General features: G+C 38.2%; 18 protein-coding genes and 1 pseudogene. 8 read left to right on the forward strand and 11 right to left on the reverse strand.

All coding sequences use genetic code 11. From position 1 onward, the window contains the following. Positions 1–701: 701 nt before the first annotated feature. The gene (locus tag BKP57_RS05685; RefSeq protein ID WP_072741140.1) at positions 702–1,235 is read left to right on the forward strand and encodes a ClbS/DfsB family four-helix bundle protein; all 534 of its coding nucleotides are present in this window, start codon (positions 702–704) and stop codon (positions 1,233–1,235) included. Positions 1,236–1,495: 260 nt separating this feature from the next. Here the strand turns inward: BKP57_RS05685 and BKP57_RS05690 are convergent, their stop codons facing one another. From BKP57_RS05690 to BKP57_RS05710, 5 genes are all read right to left on the reverse strand, one after another. Continuing rightward, the gene (locus BKP57_RS05690) at positions 1,496–1,831 is read right to left on the reverse strand and encodes a PTS lactose/cellobiose transporter subunit IIA (RefSeq protein WP_072741141.1); all 336 of its coding nucleotides are present in this window, start codon (positions 1,829–1,831) and stop codon (positions 1,496–1,498) included. Between the two features lie 14 nt (positions 1,832–1,845). Beyond that, the gene (locus BKP57_RS05695) at positions 1,846–3,144 is read right to left on the reverse strand and encodes a PTS sugar transporter subunit IIC (protein WP_050351636.1); all 1,299 of its coding nucleotides are present in this window, start codon (positions 3,142–3,144) and stop codon (positions 1,846–1,848) included. A gap of 12 nt (positions 3,145–3,156) precedes the next feature. After that, positions 3,157–3,480 (reverse strand): PTS sugar transporter subunit IIB, encoded by a 324-nt coding sequence (locus tag BKP57_RS05700; RefSeq protein ID WP_050351637.1) that lies wholly within the window; start codon positions 3,478–3,480, stop codon positions 3,157–3,159. 25 nt (positions 3,481–3,505) lie between these two features. Then, positions 3,506–3,739: a hypothetical protein gene (locus BKP57_RS05705; protein ID WP_050351638.1), complete on the reverse strand. Its 234-nt coding sequence runs from the start codon at positions 3,737–3,739 to the stop codon at positions 3,506–3,508. Positions 3,740–3,867: 128 nt separating this feature from the next. After that, positions 3,868–6,489: a sigma 54-interacting transcriptional regulator gene (locus BKP57_RS05710; RefSeq protein ID WP_072741142.1), complete on the reverse strand. Its 2,622-nt coding sequence runs from the start codon at positions 6,487–6,489 to the stop codon at positions 3,868–3,870. Positions 6,490–6,844: 355 nt separating this feature from the next. On the opposite strand from BKP57_RS05710, the gene BKP57_RS05715 reads away from it, so the two are divergent. Next, positions 6,845–7,051, forward strand: a complete 207-nt coding sequence (locus BKP57_RS05715) for an aspartyl-phosphate phosphatase Spo0E family protein (RefSeq protein WP_050351640.1) — start codon at positions 6,845–6,847, stop codon at positions 7,049–7,051. 318 nt (positions 7,052–7,369) lie between these two features. Here BKP57_RS05715 and prpB read toward each other — a convergent pair whose 3' ends face one another. The 3 genes from prpB to mmgD are packed head-to-tail and all read right to left on the reverse strand — an operon-like array spanning position 7,370 to position 10,856. After that, complete coding sequence (gene prpB, locus BKP57_RS05720; protein WP_050351641.1) at positions 7,370–8,272, reverse strand: methylisocitrate lyase; 903 nt, start codon at positions 8,270–8,272, stop codon at positions 7,370–7,372. 18 nt (positions 8,273–8,290) lie between these two features. Further along, positions 8,291–9,727: a bifunctional 2-methylcitrate dehydratase/aconitate hydratase gene (locus BKP57_RS05725; protein WP_072741143.1), complete on the reverse strand. Its 1,437-nt coding sequence runs from the start codon at positions 9,725–9,727 to the stop codon at positions 8,291–8,293. A 22-nt stretch (positions 9,728–9,749) separates the two neighbouring features. Beyond that, the gene (mmgD, locus tag BKP57_RS05730; protein WP_072741144.1) at positions 9,750–10,856 is read right to left on the reverse strand and encodes a citrate synthase; all 1,107 of its coding nucleotides are present in this window, start codon (positions 10,854–10,856) and stop codon (positions 9,750–9,752) included. Between the two features lie 146 nt (positions 10,857–11,002). Here mmgD and BKP57_RS05735 point away from each other — a divergent pair, with 146 nt between their 5' ends. Beyond that, positions 11,003–11,872 carry a LysR family transcriptional regulator gene (locus BKP57_RS05735; RefSeq protein WP_050351644.1) on the forward strand — a complete coding sequence of 290 codons (870 nt, stop codon included), beginning with the start codon at positions 11,003–11,005 and terminating at the stop codon, positions 11,870–11,872. Between the two features lie 303 nt (positions 11,873–12,175). Here BKP57_RS05735 and ant(9) read toward each other — a convergent pair whose 3' ends face one another. After that, complete coding sequence (gene ant(9) / locus BKP57_RS05740) at positions 12,176–12,961, reverse strand: aminoglycoside nucleotidyltransferase ANT(9) (RefSeq protein ID WP_050351645.1); 786 nt, start codon at positions 12,959–12,961, stop codon at positions 12,176–12,178. Between the two features lie 600 nt (positions 12,962–13,561). Here ant(9) and BKP57_RS21615 point away from each other — a divergent pair. The 4 genes and pseudogenes from BKP57_RS21615 to BKP57_RS05760 all read left to right on the forward strand — a co-directional run. Continuing rightward, positions 13,562–13,936: pseudogene (locus BKP57_RS21615) on the forward strand (GntT/GntP/DsdX family permease); the annotation flags it as partial. A 255-nt stretch (positions 13,937–14,191) separates the two neighbouring features. After that, positions 14,192–14,752, forward strand: a complete 561-nt coding sequence (locus BKP57_RS05755) for an O-acetyl-ADP-ribose deacetylase (RefSeq protein WP_050351646.1) — start codon at positions 14,192–14,194, stop codon at positions 14,750–14,752. Between the two features lie 43 nt (positions 14,753–14,795). After that, positions 14,796–14,987 (forward strand): hypothetical protein, encoded by a 192-nt coding sequence (locus BKP57_RS21930; protein WP_156875279.1) that lies wholly within the window; start codon positions 14,796–14,798, stop codon positions 14,985–14,987. Continuing rightward, entirely contained in the window at positions 14,953–16,191 is a 1,239-nt protein-coding gene (locus tag BKP57_RS05760) for an MFS transporter (protein WP_083547203.1), read from the forward strand. The genes BKP57_RS21930 and BKP57_RS05760 overlap by 35 nt, the downstream gene beginning before the upstream one ends. 218 nt (positions 16,192–16,409) lie before the next feature. Here the strand turns inward: BKP57_RS05760 and BKP57_RS05765 are convergent, their stop codons facing one another. Further along, positions 16,410–16,772 carry a hypothetical protein gene (locus BKP57_RS05765; protein ID WP_072741146.1) on the reverse strand — a complete coding sequence of 121 codons (363 nt, stop codon included), beginning with the start codon at positions 16,770–16,772 and terminating at the stop codon, positions 16,410–16,412. 343 nt (positions 16,773–17,115) lie between these two features. Here BKP57_RS05765 and BKP57_RS05770 point away from each other — a divergent pair, with 343 nt between their 5' ends. Beyond that, positions 17,116–17,691 carry a CBO0543 family protein gene (locus BKP57_RS05770; RefSeq protein ID WP_072741147.1) on the forward strand — a complete coding sequence of 192 codons (576 nt, stop codon included), beginning with the start codon at positions 17,116–17,118 and terminating at the stop codon, positions 17,689–17,691. Between the two features lie 741 nt (positions 17,692–18,432). Here BKP57_RS05770 and BKP57_RS05775 read toward each other — a convergent pair. Continuing rightward, positions 18,433–20,610, reverse strand: a complete 2,178-nt coding sequence (locus BKP57_RS05775) for a malate synthase G (RefSeq protein ID WP_156875280.1) — start codon at positions 20,608–20,610, stop codon at positions 18,433–18,435. Positions 20,611–20,744: the final 134 nt, after the last annotated feature.

Consider the following 20,744-nt stretch of genomic DNA (forward strand, 5'->3'; position numbering starts at 1 on the left):
TCATTAACCCAGGTATTCTGAAAAAAGAGGGTTAAAAAGTTAACTGGACTACTATGTTGATAATAATATGTAATTCCATATAAAGCATACATCCTCTTGTTTCATACATAATAGCTTTGTGAAGCAAGAGGATGCCCTGTAATCCCGCGCCCACTGAAAAAGTAGAACATTTGAAAATCAGGCCTATGAACCCCCCACAATTAATGGGGTTTGGGGTTAAATAGACTTTTAGTCCCCACAATATGCTAATATATCACGTAATTTTTGGAAGGAATTGATTTTTTGTGTTTTTAAATTAAGGACTTTTTCAGTGGTCTTCGTAATTCCTATCATGAATTTTAGCTGAAGATTTTAGACAAACAAATAAAAATAGAAATACATAACAAACGTACTGTTATGTATGAAGGCAATATTTTATAGGCTTACAGACAGAGAAATATTACTATCAGAGCCGATTAGAAGACAATGTGGTTAAGGAATAATATGACAGTATAAACGTCACTCCGATTCAACTAGCTAGATAGGCGAAGAAAACAAAAAATCTGTTTAATCGCTACCTTGCTATCACCTTTATTTAATAAGACTAACGCAACACTAATCTATCAATTGTCATTAACATACACGTTAACTGCTCAGCAGATTACATGTATAATGAATGAGAATATTATAAACTAAAATGAATTAGAAAAGGAGGGGTTCAATTGCAAGCATATGCTGATAAACAAGCCTTGGTTAATGAAATTACGAAAAGAGCAAAGCTATTTATAGATGAATTTCGTTCTATTAATAATCTTGGTAAAGACGTTTTTGTAGATGAAGTTGATAGAACGCCATCCCAAATGATTGCTTACCAATTAGGATGGCTAAATTTAATATTATCGTGGGAACAAGATAATAAAGATGGGAAAGAAGTCATAACACCGACAAGAAATTATAAATGGAATAACCTTGGTGGACTTTATCAAAACTTTTATGATCGGTATGCTGATTATTCGTTGGAAACGTTAATTGATATGTTTAATTGCGATGTAAATAAAATTATTCAACTAGTAGAAAGCTATAATGATAAGGAACTATTTGAACAGGGCGGTAGACAATGGGCAACTACAACTCCTTCTAGCTGGCCCATTTGGAAATGGATACATATAAATACAGTTGCACCATTCAAATCATTTAGAACTAAAATTAGAAAATGGAAAAGATCAGGTGACGCTCAGCAGTATCAAAATAACTAAATATAAAGTAAATCTTTAATCAGCAGGGTTTTCTTTTTTCTTCACTAGTACATTAGGTCAAAGGAGTAGGAACGAAGACGTTCTTGAAAAAGAAAAATACTTCTTTTGTTTGACAAAGCTCAACCCCTTCTTGCTCAAGTAAATTGAAATTATAATAGCGAGTTACCTATAATGAATTACCACACAACCATTCGAATCCGCTCAAACACAAAACTGCCCCGTAGATTTCACGACAAATCTACGAGGCACGCTTATAGACGCTAATTCATCTTCAACTCTTTCAATTGCTTCTCCAATGCTTCTGTTTTTCTCAGTTGACCAACCATGCGCTTAATTAACTGAATTTCTGCTTGCGCTGTCATAATATGATCCTGCGCATGAATCATGAAAAAGCTTGGCGTTTTGTCTTCATTTTGGCTTTGAATCAGTTCGGTTTGATATTTATGCCCTTTGACAAACTCCTCATGCGCTTCATCCAGTTTCTTTTCTGCTTCGGTAAAATCATATTCTTCTGCGGCATCCAATGCTTCATATGCTGCACCGCGGGCATTACCGCCGTGCAAGATAAGCTGCATCATAATTGTTTCGTAGTCCATCTTCAAACACTCCTCTAGTTGACGCTTGTTTCAGCTGCTTCCTCTTGTTCTTGTTGCACTAATTGTTTTTCATATTTCTTAAAGAAAGGATAGTAGATAATGGTGGCAATAACACCATTCATAATTTGTACAAGCCCGGCTAACCAAGAACCACCTGTTGCAATAAATCCACCAAAGAAAATCGGCACCGTAAACGGTGGTTGAATAACGACTGGCGGTAAAATGCCGGTTGCAAATAGAATATAGTTGATGGTAACGATTACTGCTGGACCTAAAACAAACGGAATAATTAAAATAGGATTTAATACGATCGGTAATCCAAAAATAACTGGTTCATTAATATTAAATAATGACGGAATGATTGCTGTTTTCCCAACTTGTTTTAATTGGACGGAAGCGGAAAATAACATGAAAATGACAAGTCCAAGCGTTGCACCAGATCCACCGATATGTGTGAACATATGGAAGAATGGCTCTGTTACAATACCAGTTGCTTCCGTTCCAGCTTTAACTGCATCCGCATTTTCGGCTAATTGCGTCATCCAAAATGGATACGCTACAGAAGAAACAACGTTCATTCCGTGGATTCCTATAGACCATAAAATTAACATTAATAAAATCATACCAAGTGCTGCCCAGTATGAATTAGATGCACTTACTAATGGGCTAAATAAATCAAGCACTAATTGTGGCAGCGTTACTTCAAAATTCGCCCACACAATCCAGGCAATCGCCCAAACCAATGGTAAAATAATCATAAAAGGAATTAATGCGCGAAATGTCCGCATAACATATGGCGGAACCCCTGCAGGCATTTCAAAGGTAACTCCTTTATTTATTAAAAAGCGCATCGCTTCTGTTGTTAAAATCCCTAAAATGATAGCAATAAATAACCCCTGTCCACCAAGGTAATTTAAAATTTCACCAAATGGAACTTGCGTAATGTCGGTTACAGGAAATGCTGTCATGAAAAATGCCAGCATGGAAAGAATTCCAGCCATCACCGCATCCATATCATAGCGAATGGCTAAGCTGTAACCAACACCAAAGGCTACGGTTAAAGCCATCAAACCGAATGTTAAATTAAACGGAAAGAGTAACTGTGCCTGTATCGGGGTGACCGCATCTTCCCACGCATTAATGATCCCCCAATCTAAAGATGTTGGCGGGTTGGCAATAATTAGAAAGATTGCTCCAGTAATAATAACAGGAAGTGCAAAAATAACAAACGCATCACGAATTGCTTGCAAATATCTATTTTGTGCAATTTTCCCCAACGGTTCCATTAAGTGATTTTCCAACCATTCAATCATTTAAAACGCCTCCTAGTTATTTATCATTTTTAAGACCTGATCCAATACTTTGTCTCCGTCCATTAATGCGAATGCTCGTTGATCAACAAGTTCAACAGGAATCTGGTATGCATCAGCAATTTTGGAAACTTCTTTTTTTAGGTGACGTACTTGTGGCTCTAACAACGCAACATTGTATTTTTCCGCTTTTTGCTTAAATTCTCCTGTCCCACCAGCGTCAACTGTCATGGTGAAACCCCTTTTCTCGGCAGCTTCTTGTACCTTTTTAGCTAGTTGGCTGGATGTAGCCCCCCAACTGCATAGAATGATTAATTTGATGTCTTTGTTTGTTTCCATTTTCAAAACTCCCATCTGTCATTTTTTATTGTTTGTTTTGCGCATTGCTTAAAATATTCTTTGCTACGCGATCAACTTTTTTATAGTGGCACATAAGCCAATAAGAAAACCAGGATGCTAAACTGATAACGACAGAAAAAGCAATGCCGAACCCTAGTATGAGACTGGCTGATTCCTGTCCTGACCACAATGCATAGATGCCATAGCCTATCCATATAGCCGTAAAAACAGAAGCATAAACGGTTAAAAACTTCTTCACTTTCCTCCCTCCTCTCTGATTTGTGCCCTTCCACTTACTATTATGCAAAATTCATGCCAACACAAATAAACCCCTTAATAGCAAGGACTAGAGCGCATTAAAAAATGTGTGCAGAAAATCTGCACACATTAACGTGATAATTTTAGCAATGCTTTTCGGAGAGGAACATAGATCGGAAGATGATACGTGGCTTCCAATTTTGTAAACAAAGGCTCCCAAACTTTCATCTCTTCGTCGTCCATTGAAAATTTGCGATCAATCGGTACAGACGAAAGTAATTGCTCCATATTATTTTGTAGCTTTGCTCCTACTAAACGATCCATCAAACTGCCAATATGCATCCACATACCTAATTTTCTATTCACATCCCATTTATAATAGGCAGCAATTGGTTCCATATATTCGTTTAGAATAGTAGCTAAAGATTGCGGATTAATATAGGTAACGATTTCAGCAAGTCCTTTGGAAACGAGCGGAAATATTTCGTTACGCTTTATGTCTCCTTCACGTAGCTTAGGGGATTTTCGAGTGACTTCTAATAATTTCGTCATTCTGGATATCCCCTCCTCCTGCAAAAGCTCCCAAGCAGGAATATAAGGAACCCCTTCTATAGTAACTGGAACCGTTCCGATAATAGCAACGATATCATAGTGTTGCTTTAATTCTTCTAAAATTGACGTATCCTTCGTAGTCGGATCAATACGAACCGAACGAATGAGAACATCTTCATCCACATCAGCAAGCTGATCCTCAATCCAGGATTCTAATAATTGGGCGGCTCCTTCACCTGTAAAACATACTGTTGTAATCATTCGTTTCTTTTCCACAGGTGAGTATGTTGTTTTTTCTTTCACAAAGATAGTCATAGCCTTTTTGGTATCATGGTATATTTCTTCCAACGACATATTGGAGATAAGTGATTTCCTACCTGCTTCCAATACCATCGGTAAATTGACACTGGATAAAGTTTTCACTTCTACATCTAACTCATGTTGAATAGCATCTCCCATTGTTATAAGAGAGCCAATATCTACAAGCAGAAGTGCACCTTTTATGTGAGTCATAGCACTAATTTTTTGTTTGACGTGCTGATATATTTCCGTTGCTGAAACATGTAACGGCATGTCAATGGCTTGAATAACTTTATTTCCAAGTAATGTGTTGGTCACTTCGGCCATGGAAGAAGCAGTTGAGGCACCATGCGTCACTAAAATGACGGCTATCGATTGTTCGGAATGAACGGTATTCTTTTCATCCGTTGTTAAAAAATGCGCCAATAATGCAATTTCTTCTTTAGGTAATTGCAGACCAATGGTTGTGTTTAAATAGGCAGCTAATTGTTGGGCAGCTTCTCTGTAAATCGGATTTGGGTGCGTTACAATCGGCAGCTCTTTTTTTGCCTCATACTGGTGATTACGGTAATTCTGCAAATGCAGTCCAATAACATATAACTGATTGTTGTTAAAATGTAACGGCAAATAAGATAAATGACTTTTTGCTTCCGATAAGGCATGAAATAAGTCCTCATCAATTAATTGTTGCCACCCTTGTTGGACAAAATGGGGTTGTCGGTATTTCTTTGATAAGTCAGAAATATATTTTTTAATCGTTGCATGAATAGAATGATAATCTTCTTGACTTGCTATTTTTTGATAAATATTAGGCAAATGCTCACTAATTTTCTTTTCACTTTCTATTGTTGAGGTCACTTCTTGTTGATCAAATGATAAGGAATTTGCAAAGCTTGCAATATTATCTGGCAGGTCAGCAATTTGGATAATTACTTTTTCTTCATGCTTATTTAAATAACGTAAGTAGGCATGGGCACAAGCAATCTGAATGTCACTTTTTAATTGACCAATATTTCCTGGACATGGGTAATGAAGCAATGCTTCGCGGCTATTATCTGTAATGGCTAAGCTCGTATCCATTTTATTCGCTTCTTGCTTTAAAAAATGGTTAACTAGCTCTTCCCTTTCTTTACGAGTGCGTTCTTTTAGCGATGGCAACGTCAACTTAATAGAAAAGCGGCGTACCAGAGCAGGCAGCAGGGCCTTATGTGGATCTTCAGTTGTCGCTCCGATAATAGTAATATTCGCATAACGATCTTTGGTTGCCTCTCCTAGTACGCGGTAAATTCCCTTATCCATCAAATAAAAGAGCATTTCTTGTCCAGAAGGCGGTAAGCGATGAATTTCATCGAGAAATAGAATCCCACCATTTGCTTTTTCTACTAAACCAACCCGATCCTCGATTGCCCCTGTAAAGGCCCCCTCTTTAATTCCAAAAATTTGTCCAACCAATAGCTCTGCATTTTGTGCATAATCTGCACAGTTAAAAGCTACAAAAGGTACTTCACCTTGATCACTCATACGTTTTTTCGCTAATTCACATAATGTTTCCGCAAGATACGTTTTTCCTGTACCAGTCTCTCCAGTAAGTAAAATGGGGATATTACGAGAGGGATATAATAGAGCTGCCATCCCCTGTTCTAAAATGGGGCGTAGGCTTTTGCCGATGCCTTCTAAATCGATAAGATCAGCTTCTTCCTCAGCAGGAGTATGTCCGATGTATTTTACTGGTTTCCCCGGTACTTTCACAGCATTATTTTGCTTTACTAATGCGTTTAAGTAACGACTAGCGGTAGAACGATCAATATGTAGTTTTAGACTGACATCCTTAGCAGTCAATCCTCCGTTCTTTCCTGTATCTGTCTGAAGCAACTCTTTTACTTCATTTATTCTACTCATTATCGAAACCTCATTTACAAGTATCATTTACTCTTTCCATTGTAACAGCTTACACGAATATTTACATATAGATTGCTACAAGATTAGTAACACAGAGAAAAAATGGATTACGCGTAAGTAAATAACGTCGAATAATTTACATTACAACTGATTCCATTTCCCTAGATCCAGCGGAAGATTGATCCAAAATTACGTTCATTAAGTCTAATTATACTTTAAATTTTGTCATATTTTGAGATGTTTTGACAACCTTTGTTGAATCTATTGCTTTTTTTTTGGTTAATGAGCATACTTATTTTTGTGTGTTTCCGACATAACTCTATAAAATTCTCGATAGAAAGGGAGATTTAAAACAATGAAAGTGATTGAACCAGATCCCTCTCGGCTAGCCGCAAGGATCAATAAGAAAAAGCAAGAAATGATTGCGCTAGGCTTAAAGTACGGGTTAACAGATCGAAGAACAGTAAAATGCAGCCAACAGCTTGATACATTATTAAATTTACATCATAGTTTAAGACCATTATACTTAACAAGCTTTATCTTTTTTTATTTTCTTGCTTAGTTTTTTCATGAATGAATAATCATTCACATTTGTATTAATCAAGCAATTTTTCAAGTTCCACTACGTAGGACACCTTTCATGGAACAACCAGATTAATAAATCAATATGACCCACCAAAGCGGGTTTAGAACATGAGAGATCAACGATTATTTCTTTACCCCTATATAGATGAGGCAGATAGTTACTTTTATAATATATTGCTTCCTTCATTACGAATGATACATTTACTTATCCAATATACCTTATCTGCCTTGAGCCCTTTTTAAAATACCCAAAAAAAGGACTCTACCGAAAACTCAGTAAAGCCCACTTCTCTATTTATTCACCCAATACCGTTTTGGCAATATTCTTATCCAATGCTTCAAAATCGTCATAGGAGATGGTTTCATATAATTCTTTTCTCGTTTGCATGTCCGTAACACCGTTCTTTTGTGTTCCTTCTTCTTTAATCAGCTTGAAGATTCGCTCATACGCTTTAGCTGCCACTCGTAAAGAGGTTACCGGATAAATAACCATATGAAACCCCATCCGCTGAAATTCTTCTGCTGATATATACGGCGTCTTTCCAAATTCCGTCATGTTTGCCAGTAATGGTGCCTGGACCTTTTGAGCAAAAACTTGAAATTCCTCATCTGTTTGCAACGCTTCAGGAAAAATAGCGTCAGCTCCAGCTGCTACATATGCGTTAGCGCGTTCGATCGCTGCATCCAATCCCTCATTTGCCCGTGCATCTGTTCTGGCTACAATCACTAACGAAGGGGCTACTTTTTTAATTGCTTGCAGCTTTTGTTCCATTTCTTCTTTAGTGACAAGCTGTTTTCCATTTAAATGACCGCATTTTTTTGGTAATTGTTGATCTTCTATTTGGACGGCGGCTACGTTTGCTTCTAACATCTCTCGCGCAGTACGCGCCACGTTTAAGACGCCACCGAAGCCTGTATCTATATCTACTAAAACAGGTAGATTCGTAGCTCTGACAAGATCTCTTGCCCGCTCTGCTACTTCGGTCGATGTGACAATCCCTAAATCCGGCAAGCCCTTACTTGCCGTATATGCACCACCTGACAGATACAGTGCAGAGAATCCCGTTTGTTGGGCTACGAGTGCTGCCATAGCATCATGAGCTCCTGGAATTTGCAAAATTTCATCCGCTTGCATAAGCTCTTTAAAGCTTTTTGCCAATTCCTTTTGCGTTTTTGGTTCATCAACAATCCATGCCATCTTTCGGAGACCTCCTCGTTACTTCACAAATAGTTTCATCCATTCATGAACGTCCATTTCTGCTAGTTTATCATAATCGTAGCTCACAGCTTCAATTTCCCGTAACTGCTTACTTGCAAACTGCGTAGCTAAATTCGTTGCATATTTTTCTAAGATCTTTGGAATCGCTTCTTCTCTGCGGAAACGGTGCCCCAACGGATATTCACGTTCAATAGCTGCTGTTTGGGTACCATCTTTGAAATGGACTTGTACTGCATTGGCAATCGAGCGTTTCTCCGGATCTAAATAATCTACTGTATATGCTTTGTTCTCCGTTACAACCATTTTATCTCGTAGCATATCAACACGTGGATCTGCGGCTACATCATCCTCATAATCTTCTGCGACAATGTCCCCTTTTAATAGACCAATTGCTGTTATATACTGCAAGCAATGGTCACGGTCGGCAGGATTATACAATGTTCCTTGCTTATCAATAATTCGAATAGCCGATTCATGTGTGGAAATCGTAATATAATCAATTTCATCCAAACGATCCTTTACCTCAGGATGTAATTCAATCGCCGCTTCGGCAGCTGTTTGGGCATGAAATTCAGCAGGATAAGATACTTTAAAGAGCACGTTTTCCATCACATAACTATTTAACGGCTGTTTTAACACAAGCTCTTGCTTGTTGAACAACACGTCTTGAAAGCCCCATCCTGGAGCACTTAAAGCCGTAGCATAACCCATTTCACCTTGAATAGCCATGAATGCTAATCGAACAGCTCGACTCGTAGCATCGCCAGCAGCCCATGATTTACGTGAGCCAGTATTTGGTGCGTGACGATACGTACGTAGACTTGAATTATCAATCCAAGCATTGGATAATGCATTAATAATCTCTTCCCTGTTACCACCAAGCATTTTCGTTACCACGGCGGTAGTAGCAATTTTAACATATAGTACATGATCGAGCCCTACTCGGTTCAGACTGTTCTCTAACGCTAGAATTCCCTGAATTTCATGAGCTTTGATAGCCATTTCCAATACATCTTTGACTTTTAGTGGGGGTTTCCCATTCGCCACGTTCTGGCGACTAATAAAATCAGCAACCGCTAAAATACCGCCAAGGTTATCGGAAGGATGGCCCCACTCAGCTGCAAGCCACGTATCATTATAGTCGAGCCAACGAATCATCGTGCCGATATTAAAAGCCCCTTGCACAGGATCTAGCACATGAGATGTACCAGGCACACGAACCCCGTTCGGTACAACTGTTCCAGGGGCAATTGGTCCAAGATGCTTCGTACACTCTGGGTAATTAAGGGCTAGAATTCCACAGCCAATTGAGTCGATTAATACATAATGGGCGGTTGAAAAAGCCTCTTCACTAGTAATCTCTTTATTTAATACATAATCAGCTATCTCTTCTAATAATACATCTGTTTTTCTTTCATCTTTAACTTGTACCATTACATTCGCTCCTTCTAGTTCCTTAATAGCTTTCTCCAATATAATGCACACGTGGACGGAAAATCCGATTATTGTTATGCTGTTCAATGACATGTGCAGCTAACCCAGCTGTACGTGCACTGAAGAAAATTGGTGTATACAAACCAATCGGAATCCCTAGCATCCAATAAACCGGGGCTGCATAATAATCGAGATTTGGATACAATCCTTTCTCCTCTCGCATGACTTTTTCTCCTGCTTCGCACATTTCTAATAGCATATAGTCGCCTTTTTTCTCACATAATTGCTTTAAGGAATCTTTCAAAACTAAGGCTCGCGGGTCCATCTTTTTCATATAAACACGGTGCCCGAAGCCCATTATCTTTTCTTTATTGGCGAGTTTCCTTTGGATAAGCTCTTCAAAAGCAGCAGCAGTTTTCACTTCATTTAACATATACATGACCGCCTCATTCGCTCCACCATGCAAATTTCCTTTTAAAGAGGCAACTCCACCCGTTAATGCGCCATAAAGATCAGAATTCGTCGAAGCAATTACTCTGGCAGTAAATGTTGAGTTTGGCATCTCATGCTCACTATAAAGAAGTAATGTACGGTCAAAAATTTCCGCTTCAAAGTCAGTTGGCTTTTCTCCTGTTATCATATATAGAAAATTTGCACTATAAGAAAGCGATTGATCCGGTTTCACAGCCTCCTTCCCATTAATGAGACGATAGCTATTCACCGTAATAGCAGGCAACGTTCCTAGTAATGCATACGCTCTGCTTTTATTCGCCTCCAATGAACGATTATCAATATCTTTATCGTATCCCGAAAGCGCTGACAATCCTGTGCGCAATCCGTCCATTGGATGTGTTTCTTTTGGTAACAGAGATAAAATTTGCATGACTTGATCTGGGATGTCGTAATTGGAGGTTAGCTTTTTTTCAAGTGCAGTTTTTTCTGAGGCATTTGGTAATTTTCCATCTAATAAAAGGTGGACAACATCAATATAATCGTTGCTTTTCGACAAATCGATTAGTTCATGACCTCGAATAATGATTTTTTCTTGCTCTGTATCAAGAAAAGAGATTGCTGTCTCTGCTGCAATAACTCCGTCCAAACCAGGGACAAACTGCTGCTTCGTACTCATAAACATCCTCCTTTGTTATTCGATAATTTTCTTTTTTCCCTCTATTCCTATTATAAAATTGAAATGAAGATTAGGAAAATATATAATTTTAATTAATAGGCATAAAATTTTTCAATATCAAAATAATCTAAGTGGGGTGTTAATTTATGAGAACTGAGGATTGGGAAATGTTAGCAGAACTTTATCGTACGGAAAATATTACTCAAGCTGCGCAACGCCTGTTTTTATCTCAGCCGACATTAACGTCGCGATTAAAAAAACTGGAAAGCTATTACGGGGTCCAGCTCATTATTCGCAAGCAACGCGGCATTACGTTTACGCCTGAAGGGGAACAATTGGCACTTCATGCACAAAAAATGCTATATGAGCAAAGAAAAATTGAAGAACAGCTTCACAATATGAAGGATCAAGTCTCCGGCACTATTCGGGTTGGCGTATCGAATTTTTTTGCTTTAAATAAAATGCCAAAATTGCTGCGTTTATTTAAGCAAAGCTACCCCGATGTCGAATTTCAAGTCGTTACTGGGTGGAGTAGTGAAATGCACCGGCTCATTTTAAATCATGATGTTCATATAGCCTTCATTAAAGGAGATTACATTTGGAACGAAACGAAACATTTACTCTACGAAGAAGAAATTTGTGTTGCATCGCCCTGGGATTTCACATGGGAGGAACTTCCTCACTTACCTCGGATTGACTATCATACAGACGAAAAAATGAGAAGTATTGTTGATCATTGGTGGTACAGCAACTATAAACAAAATCCAAATATTAATATCCAAGTTAACCAAGTAGAGACGTGCAAGGAAATGATCATTAACGGTCTCGGCTATGCTATTATTGCTAATCTAGTTGTTCGCCCATACACGGATTTAATTATCAAACCCCTTCCCCTGCCGTCCGGTAGATTTATTACCCGTAAAACATGGATGTATTACCACGAAGACACGTTACAGCTAAACATTGTAAAAGCTTTTGTTCAGTTTATCGAGACATTAGATGTGAAAGCGTTATAATTGTAGTTTTTTACATTTTTTATGCAGCAAAGGGGGCACCTTGTTTATTGTAAATATTAGAAACATATGTCTCAACTTATTAGATGGGATCCATGAAGCAAAGCAAAAGAAAAAGATAGATGAGCGAGCGGGGTGAGTACCAGCTTCCATCTATCTATTTTTTATGCATTAGCTCATTTGCATCAACATCTTTAACTTCAGAAAAAGTTCCTGTCTGTTTAAGTACGTTACTTTGCAATTTCTTTTTAATTCAAGTAGATTTGTTGTTTTTATTGAATAGTTACCGCTTTTCTGAGATTATGCTCAAATACTTACATAAGATGCTATAGAGTTCTTCATATAATTAACGAGTGCACGCACCTCTGATTCCAGTCCTTCCCAATTATCAGCATACTCTCCTAGATAGCCTTTTCTAGCTAAATCAAGTAAATTCGCATATTCTTGAGGCAACCGAGGTATCGCCCAATCTGCAGCCACATCTTTTGGAGAAATTTCTCCATCAGCTACTGTCTGCCACATGCGAGCCATCGTTAAAATTACATTACGTTCGTCACCTTTCATCCCTTCTATTAAATCTGGTAAGGAATCTTTAATCGCCCTTCGAATATCTGTTTTCGGAACGGGATCAAGTATATCTGAAGCATCAGGACCATATAGAGAAACACTATTTTTTCTTGTTTTAGCTAAGACAATAGCTAAATCAGGGTTACAAGTTGGTTCGGGAATCTGACCTGCCTCAAACTCACTTCGAAGCCACTCTCCATACAAAAATTCATTTCTTGGCGGATATCTCCAGGGTACCACATCACTATGGTTGATTACCGTTACTTCCAGCGGTCGGACAGACTTTGTATTCCCTACCTTTCCCGAGATAAGCATGAGTCTCTCTGTCAGTTTTCTTCGCATCTCTTCTGATAAACGGTGATTTACGACAACTAGGATATCTACATCACTATTGATGCGTAAGCCACCAATTACGGCAGAACCAAACATATATACACCAATTACGGTTTGTCCCTGCAACTCCATCGTAATTTTTAATGCTTGAACCGCTTCCTTTGGTATCTCTTCATTAATTAGCTTGCCCATTTGTTACACTCCCCCCTTTTATTAAAATAAAATTAATCGCTGCAAATCGCACCATTTTCAATCATTTATTACTTATTGGGTATACACTAGTTGCTAAAATCTCGACTCATTAATGGAATAGCTATGGAAAATTATACGTAACATTCATCTATACTTAAAGAACAAACTGTTTAACAAAGGAGCGAGCGCCCGTTTAGCAACGTAGCGAATGGAACGAATCAACTAAAGATAAAGGAATCATGCCACTAAAACTGGGGTATGCCGACGTCTGGGCGGCAAGCCCGTTTTTAGTCGGCCTTCCTCTTTACGACGAACCGATGATGACTTATCGTAGGGCGCATTTCTAAAGTCGCATCGTTGCTGGGCTCATGCGACGGACGTGGCTATCCGGTTATTTCGTTATCCCCAAGCACCTCATTTTATACTTCTTATTGTTATAAAAAGAATATTTGAAATAGATTAGGCTCTCTTTTTCATCCTTTACCTTTAGTATACGCTCTCCAACACAAGAAACCGTACTCATTTTTTCTATTCCTAATGCTAAGCTAAAATATAGTGACACACAATTATTCTCACTTATTCACAGACCCTATACCCCCTTTATTACTGTGGGGCGGATTCGGTGATTATGTTGCCGTTTTATTCCAAGGGAGTTCTATTTCGCCGATTATCTTAGCATGATTAATTGCAGCAGTATTAAGAATTGCTCAAGGGGCAGATACATTCGTTGCACTAATTGCAGCAGGATTGGTTATCCCATTGATGTTTGGAACAGATGTTGTTTTGGCTTTCATGGTAATAGCAACAGGAACTGGTAGTCTCATTGCATCGCATGTGAATGATACAGGGTTTTGGATCATTAAATAATCTTTTGGATTAACGATCAAAGAGACATTTTTAACGTGGACTATGTTAGAAACCGTTATTTCTGTAAGCGGTCTAGTATTTATACGAATGTTAAATACTTTTGTATGAGGTTTGAAGAAGGGGGAACTAGCCTTTAAAAGGCGAAATGGAAGTGATGATTTCATTTGCTGAAATGCCCGTATAAGTAATGGATAATAAACAATTTAACAACTAATTGTAGGGCGTTTTCATCCATAGTTACTTCCTTAAAAGCACTTATTATTAATAAACCTTTAATTCATCGTCATGGACACTCAAAAATTAGACAATAGTAGTTATTTTATTCAAAATATAAGGAGAGGGTAATAAAAGGAGGTATTTGATTTGCAAATCACGATAGGTGAAAATACATTAGAGCTGTTAATTGGGGATATTACTAAACAGGCAACAGATGCGATTGTTAATGCAGCTAATGGATCGTTGATGGGCGGTGGAGGCGTAGATGGAGCCATTCATAAAGCGGCAGGACAAGAATTGTTGCAAGCTTGCAGAAGACTTCGAAAAGAGCAGTTAAATGAGGAGCCTTTAGGCACTGGAGAAGCTGTTATTACTCCTGGATTTAAATTACCTGCTAGTTATGTGATCCATACAGTAGGTCCTATTTGGAATACACATAATCCAATCCAAGACATTCAGTTGGCAGATTGCTATCAAAATTCCTTCAAGCTTGCTAAAGAGTATAAGCTAACTAGCATTTCATTCCCTTCTATTTCTACTGGTGTATATCGTTTTCCCATTGAGCGGGCAGCGAAGATAGCAATGAGAACAATCACCAATTACTTACAGACAGTGGATTTCGGTCAGGTAAGGATGGTGCTTTTTTCAGAAACTGATTTTACCGTATATAAGTCTGCCCTAAGAAATATCATTTGTTCTTCTAGTTAATTAAAACAAGGTAAACCAACATTCTCCAGCATCTTGCACTCGCATGAATGATGCTTACTGCTTGCTTATTGCTATTTTAGCTTTTGGCAAATTTCATAATGGCGGGCTCTATACTAGTTTCAACCCGCCATTTATAATTATGCATAAGAAAAGTTACTATTGGCATGATATAGGAATAAGCGGAAAGAAAGCAGAAAGAAATGGAGCGTTTAGTTATGACCAAGCAACCTGTTAAAACATGGAGTATTATTAGTCTTGCCTCAATACCACTTGTAATGACATTAGGAAATTCTATGCTAATTCCTGTACTACCTGTTTTTGAAAAACAAGTAGGAATCACTACCTTTCAATCAAGTATGATCATTACGAGCTATTCCCTTGCCGCCATTTTTCTCATTCCAGTGGCAGGTTATTTATCCGATCGCTACAGTAGAAAAATTGTCATTTTAACCAGCTTAGTATTAGCGTTTATTGGTGGATTAATTGCAGGGTTCGCCTCATGGAAGCTTTCAGATCCATTTACTTGGATTATTATCGGTCGAGTACTGCAAGGTATAGGCGCAGCAGGAGCTTTCCCAATTATTTTGCCTTTAGTTGGAGATCTGTTTAAAGGGGATGATGAAAAAGCTAGTGCTTGCCTTGGGATCGTTGAGACCTCCAACACCTTTGGAAAAGTGTTAAGTCCTATTTTAGGTGCACTGTTTGCGTCTTTTTTATGGTATATCCCCTTTTTTTCCATCTCTTTGTTCAGTCTTATATCGATTGTGCTCATTTATCTATTTATTAAAGTTCCAAAACAAAAAGAAGAGGTGCAGCCATTTCAGGAATTTCTTCAGAAAACGAAAAGCACTTTCAAAACAGAGGGTAAATGGTTATATACGGTGTTTTTCATTGGTATTCATTTAATGCTAATTTTATTTGGGGTACTATTCTTTCTATCGGATGTTTTTGAAAAACAACATCAGTTATATGGCGTGACCAAAGGTTTTGTATTAGCGATCCCATTATTTGGCCTTTGCCTTGCTTCTTTCATTACTGGGCGCAAAATAAAAGGTGATTTAGCAACGATGAAACGAGTGTTATTATTTAGCTTGCCTATTACTGCGGCAAGTGTTGTATTTGTTGGCTTTTCAAGTGGTAATTTATACATTTTGCTTATCGTTACGTCTATTTTGGGAATTGCAATTGGTGCCGTCTTACCTACGCTTGACGCAATGATTACACAAGGAATTGATAAAGAAGAACGCGGAACTATTACTGCCTTTTATAGCTCCTCGCGTTTTATCGGTGTGGCTCTAGGACCACCTGTTATATCGATGGCTATGCGCCAATATATACATGTCAGTTATATTACGATGGGGGGCATCGGATTGTTGTTGTTTTTTTTAGTATGGCATTTTATTCATGCAGACGAACATATAGCAGCAGAAAGCGGATAAGGGGTGGGAAAAAAGCTGCTTACTTTCTTGAATTCACATCTACATTATCATTCAAAGTCAAGTATTCATGTTACCGTCATCTTTTGCATGTTTACCTTACGTTAATCTGCAGGCGGGGGATCAAATACATTTTCATCTCTGACAACTGCTCCAGCTTTATTCAGAGCTTGCACTTTTATCTCCTCCGCTTAACCCAAACCTGAAGGAAGCAAAACGAATCAAACATAAGTTCGCATATTTAATGGAATAGTAATTACCTTTTCGACATATCCTTTCCAAGTTACTTGCACGTCGTTCATATTTTCATCTGTCATCACACCAGCATAAAAAGCAAAATCAGGATATTGCGCCATTGTCCAAGCAAACCCGCTTTGTGGTCGTATGGATGGCAGATCCATTTGACCACTTATATAATGTTTTTTCATAAAGATTATTAATGTATGTTTTATTTCAGCTTCCTTAAAGAAGATTATCGTTTTTTCTTTATCCAAATCTTTATAAAATACATCGGCATTTTCTGGAATAATGTTATTTTTGCCTTCCAGCATAACTTGATTTATCTCAAAAATGTGATCGTTCAATTGATCTATTTCTTCACGTAGTTGCTTGTTTTCTTTTCTTAAATTTAAGTGTTTTAAATAGATGTCATTATACTTTTTTCTAATTCTTTGTTCAGAGTATCTTCTGTTTGATCTGTGTCAGGTTTGAAAAAATGGTTTACTGCCAACACAAACCGATGATTGCCATCACGAGTAAAAATCGTTTCCCCTTTGTCATATTTTCCTCCGCTAAATTAGTATAGCTTTCGTTTAGCATCATTACATAAAATGACTAATCCAAATATACTCTTCTTCTATACATAATAAACACCATTGAGAGCATAATAACTACCATAATAAATACGCTTCAAAAGGAGTATTCTGGATGACGGTAAGAGAAGGTTTAGAGCAAACAGAAAGAGCCTCACTAAAATTAATAGAAGTCAATCAAATGATTACAGATGCCCTGTTGCATGCTTTTTTATTCACATGGCAGTGGTGGTTAGGAGTTATTTTATTTATCGTTCCTTGGGCACTATGGATTCTATTTAGAAAAAAAAGCAGCACTGGGCGTTTATTAGGATGTGCCTTCCTAACCATTGCACTATCCTTACTTATCGATCTTATATCCTTGTCTTATGGTTTATGGTCCTATCCGATGAAATTTTCACCCATATCTCCAATCCTTTTTCTTCCTTATCACTTGGCACTAGCCCCTGTCGCTATTATGTTTGTCCTCCAAATCAAGCCTAGGGCAAATCCGGTTTTAAAAGGAAGCATCTTTGCAGCGATTGCTGCGTTCGGTGGGATGAATGTTTTTAATGCCCTTGATTTTTATAATCCAAAAGATTGGTCAACATTTTATGACTTTTTTATCTTCTTGTTCTTGTTTTTTAGTTCCTATTGGTTATTTCATATGCATGGATATGAAAAAATTGTTGCAGAGGAAAAGGTTGATTAATCTTGTCCTGTCATTGAGAGAGATGCCATACTGTTGTAGATAGTATCACACAAAACCCCTGTTCGAACAAAGGCTCGGGGCGCCCGTTTAGCAACGTAGCGAATGGAACGAATCAACGGAGATAAAGGAATCACGGTGAGGTAACGAACCGATGATGACTTATCGTAGGGCGATTTCGTGAAGTCGCCTAGTTGCTGGGCGCTGAAGCCGGACGTGGCTATTCAGTTATTCCCTTATCCCAAAGCAACAAATTTTATGCTTTCTTATTCTCTTAGAAAAACTTGGCTTGTCGCCAAGTCTTATGCGGAAGCCTTTGTTTTTCTTATACTATAAACCAAAAAAATCTTATACTTCCCTATAGTGGAACAAAGGCTCGGGGCGCCCGTTTAGCAACGTAGCGAATGGAACGAATCAACTAAAGATAAAGGAATCATGCCACTAAAAACAGGGGTATGCCGACGCCTGAGCGGCAAGCCCGTTTTTAGTCGGCCTTCCCCTTAGCGACGAACCGATGAGGCCTTATCGTAGGGCGCATTTCTAAAGTCACATCGTTGCTGAGCTCATGCGCCGAGCGTGACTATTCGGTTATTTCGTTATCCACAAGCACCTCATTTTATAGTTACCTATACAACAAAAAAAGGGAAGGCTATACAAAAACCTTTCCTTTTTGCATGTAACATAAATAAGAAGCTAGAGAACAACAAGTGTAAAACAGCATTTAGAAAGTGTGATGGTTCATTTTCACCTAACTTTTTGACCTTCCCTCTTCACTTCAAGTCGACGTCGATGAAGAATGGGTTCTGTATAGCCATTAGGCTGCTCTTTTCCTTTGAACACTAGGTCGCAAGCAGCTTGGAAAGCAATGGAAGCCTGAAAGTCTACAGACATTGGTTGATAATTTGCATCTCCTTCGTTTTGCTTATCGACCATTTGCGCCATTCTTTTTAATGCATCCATCATTTGTTCTTCACTGCAGATGCCATGATAGAGCCAATTGGCTAACATTTGGCTGGAAATTCGTAAGGTTGCCCTATCTTCCATTAAGCCAATATGATTTATGTCTGGAACTTTGGAACAACCTATACCTTGATCCACCCAACGCACGACATAGCCGAGCAATGTTTGACAGCTATTATCTAATTCATTTTGAATATCTTCGTTTGACCAATTTGTTTCCTTTGCAAGTGGTACTTGTAGCATAGCTGCTTTATAGCTTTGTTTATCTTTTGTGAGTTGTTGCTGCACTTCTTCTACGTCCACTTCATGATAGTGTAAAGCATGTAATGTAGCTGCAGTTGGAGATGGTACCCAAGCTGTATTTCCTCCTGCTTGTAGATGACTGATTTTTTGCTTCAGCATATCCGCCATTAAATCGGGCATTGCCCACATCCCTTTACCTATTTGTGCTTTTCCTTGTAATCCTGCTGCCAGACCTACTTGAACGTTATTTTTTTCGTATGCATCTAGCCAAGTGGATGCTTTCATCTCACCTTTACGAATCATTGGCCCTGCTTCCATAGACGTATGAATTTCATCACCTGTTCGGTCTAGGAATCCTGTGTTTATAAATACAATTCGTTCTTTAACTTGATAAATACAGTTTTTCAAATTTAGTGAAGTTCGCCGTTCTTCATCCATAACCCCAATTTTAAGTGTATATCGTTTTAAATCAAGCATATCTTCAATTCGATTAAACAACTCATTTGCAAAGGCAACCTCTTTTGAACCGTGCATTTTTGGCTTCACGATATAAATAGAACCTTTTTGAGAATTTTGATAGCGCCCATTTCCTAATAAATCGTGTTTAGCCATTAGCGAAGTGAACACACCATCCATGATCCCCTCTGGAATTTCTTCCCCATGGAGATTAAGGATAACATTTGTCGTCATTAAATGTCCGACATTCCGTATGAACATAAGCACACGGCCCGGGAGTTTAAACGTTTCTCCATGCGGGTTCTTATACGCACGATCGTCATGTAAGGTTCGCTTTATTTCTTTCCCATCCTTTTTAAAAGAAGTAGATAAATTCCCTTTATTTAATCCTAGCCAATTCCGATAAACAAGGGTTTTATCTTCTGCATCTACCGCAGCAACCGAATCTTCACAATCCATAATGGTTGTTGTCGCCGCTTCGAGTACAATATCTTTTATTCCTGCAGCATCTGTTTTACCAATCGGATGAGAGCGGTCGACTTGAATTTCTACATGTAAGCCGTTATGCACAAGTAAGATAGCACTTGGAGCTTCAGGATTCCCTTGGTAGCCTGCAAATTGAACCGCTTCCTTTAGTTCTGTCGTTTCTCCGTGCTTTAATTCAATACCTAATCTATCATTGTCCACATAATAACGAACCGCATCTTCATGGGCTCCCGTTTGCAATGAAAAATGCTGATTAAGAAATTTTTTCCCAAAAGCAATTACTTGCAGACCGCGTATCGGATTATAAGTTGTACCTTTTTCTGCACCGTCCTCTTCACGTATCACATCCGAACCGTAAAGCGCGTCATACAGAGAGCCCCATCTGGCATTCGCAGCATTCAGTGCGTAACGAGCATTATCAATAGGAACAACAAGTTGCGGTCCTGCTTGCATTGTTATTGTATCGTCTACATTTTTTGTAGAAATAGTAAAATCATCGACTTCTGGCTCTAAATAGCCAATCTCCTGTAAAAATGATGTATATGCTAAAGTGTCATGCAACTCATGTGATCTATACCATTCATCTATTTTTTGTTGCAATTCTTCCCGTTCCAACAGTAGAGCTTTGTTTTTAGGCACTAAATCAGCAACAAGCTGATCTAAATCTTGCCAAAATTTTTCCTGATCCAACCCTGTACCTGGTAAAGCTTCGTTGTTTACAAAATCATAAAGCTGCTTTGCAATCTGTAAGTTTCCTTTGGTTACATAACTTGTCAACGCCATTCCCCTCTTTCTCATCGTTTATTTCATTGTAATTGGAGAAGACAAAAAATTGAAATATCTGTTTTGCATATACGTTATTCCTTTTAGCTATCGAATTTAGTATAATAATGAAAAATGGGAATTTATTT

Source organism: Virgibacillus sp. 6R (assembly GCF_001895305.1).
Lineage (GTDB): Bacteria > Bacillota > Bacilli > Bacillales > Amphibacillaceae > Virgibacillus > Virgibacillus pantothenticus.

Excerpts from the sequence above, each read along its gene's own strand:
- BKP57_RS05700 (WP_050351637.1), bottom strand. The coding sequence starts at position 3,480 with ATGGAAACAAACAAAGACATCAAATTAATCATTCTATGCAGTTGGGGG.
- BKP57_RS05735 (WP_050351644.1), top strand. The coding sequence starts at position 11,003 with ATGAGAACTGAGGATTGGGAAATGTTAGCAGAACTTTATCGTACGGAA.
- BKP57_RS21930 (WP_156875279.1), top strand. The coding sequence starts at position 14,796 with ATGAATGATGCTTACTGCTTGCTTATTGCTATTTTAGCTTTTGGCAAA.
- BKP57_RS05725 (WP_072741143.1), bottom strand. The coding sequence starts at position 9,727 with ATGGTACAAGTTAAAGATGAAAGAAAAACAGATGTATTATTAGAAGAG.
- prpB (WP_050351641.1), bottom strand. The coding sequence starts at position 8,272 with ATGGCATGGATTGTTGATGAACCAAAAACGCAAAAGGAATTGGCAAAA.
- BKP57_RS05695 (WP_050351636.1), bottom strand. The coding sequence starts at position 3,144 with ATGATTGAATGGTTGGAAAATCACTTAATGGAACCGTTGGGGAAAATT.
- BKP57_RS05710 (WP_072741142.1), bottom strand. The coding sequence starts at position 6,489 with ATGAGTAGAATAAATGAAGTAAAAGAGTTGCTTCAGACAGATACAGGA.
- BKP57_RS05690 (WP_072741141.1), bottom strand. The coding sequence starts at position 1,831 with ATGGACTACGAAACAATTATGATGCAGCTTATCTTGCACGGCGGTAAT.
- BKP57_RS05760 (WP_083547203.1), top strand. The coding sequence starts at position 14,953 with ATGGAGCGTTTAGTTATGACCAAGCAACCTGTTAAAACATGGAGTATT.
- BKP57_RS05715 (WP_050351640.1), top strand. The coding sequence starts at position 6,845 with ATGAAAGTGATTGAACCAGATCCCTCTCGGCTAGCCGCAAGGATCAAT.
- mmgD (WP_072741144.1), bottom strand. The coding sequence starts at position 10,856 with ATGAGTACGAAGCAGCAGTTTGTCCCTGGTTTGGACGGAGTTATTGCA.
- BKP57_RS05770 (WP_072741147.1), top strand. The coding sequence starts at position 17,116 with ATGACGGTAAGAGAAGGTTTAGAGCAAACAGAAAGAGCCTCACTAAAA.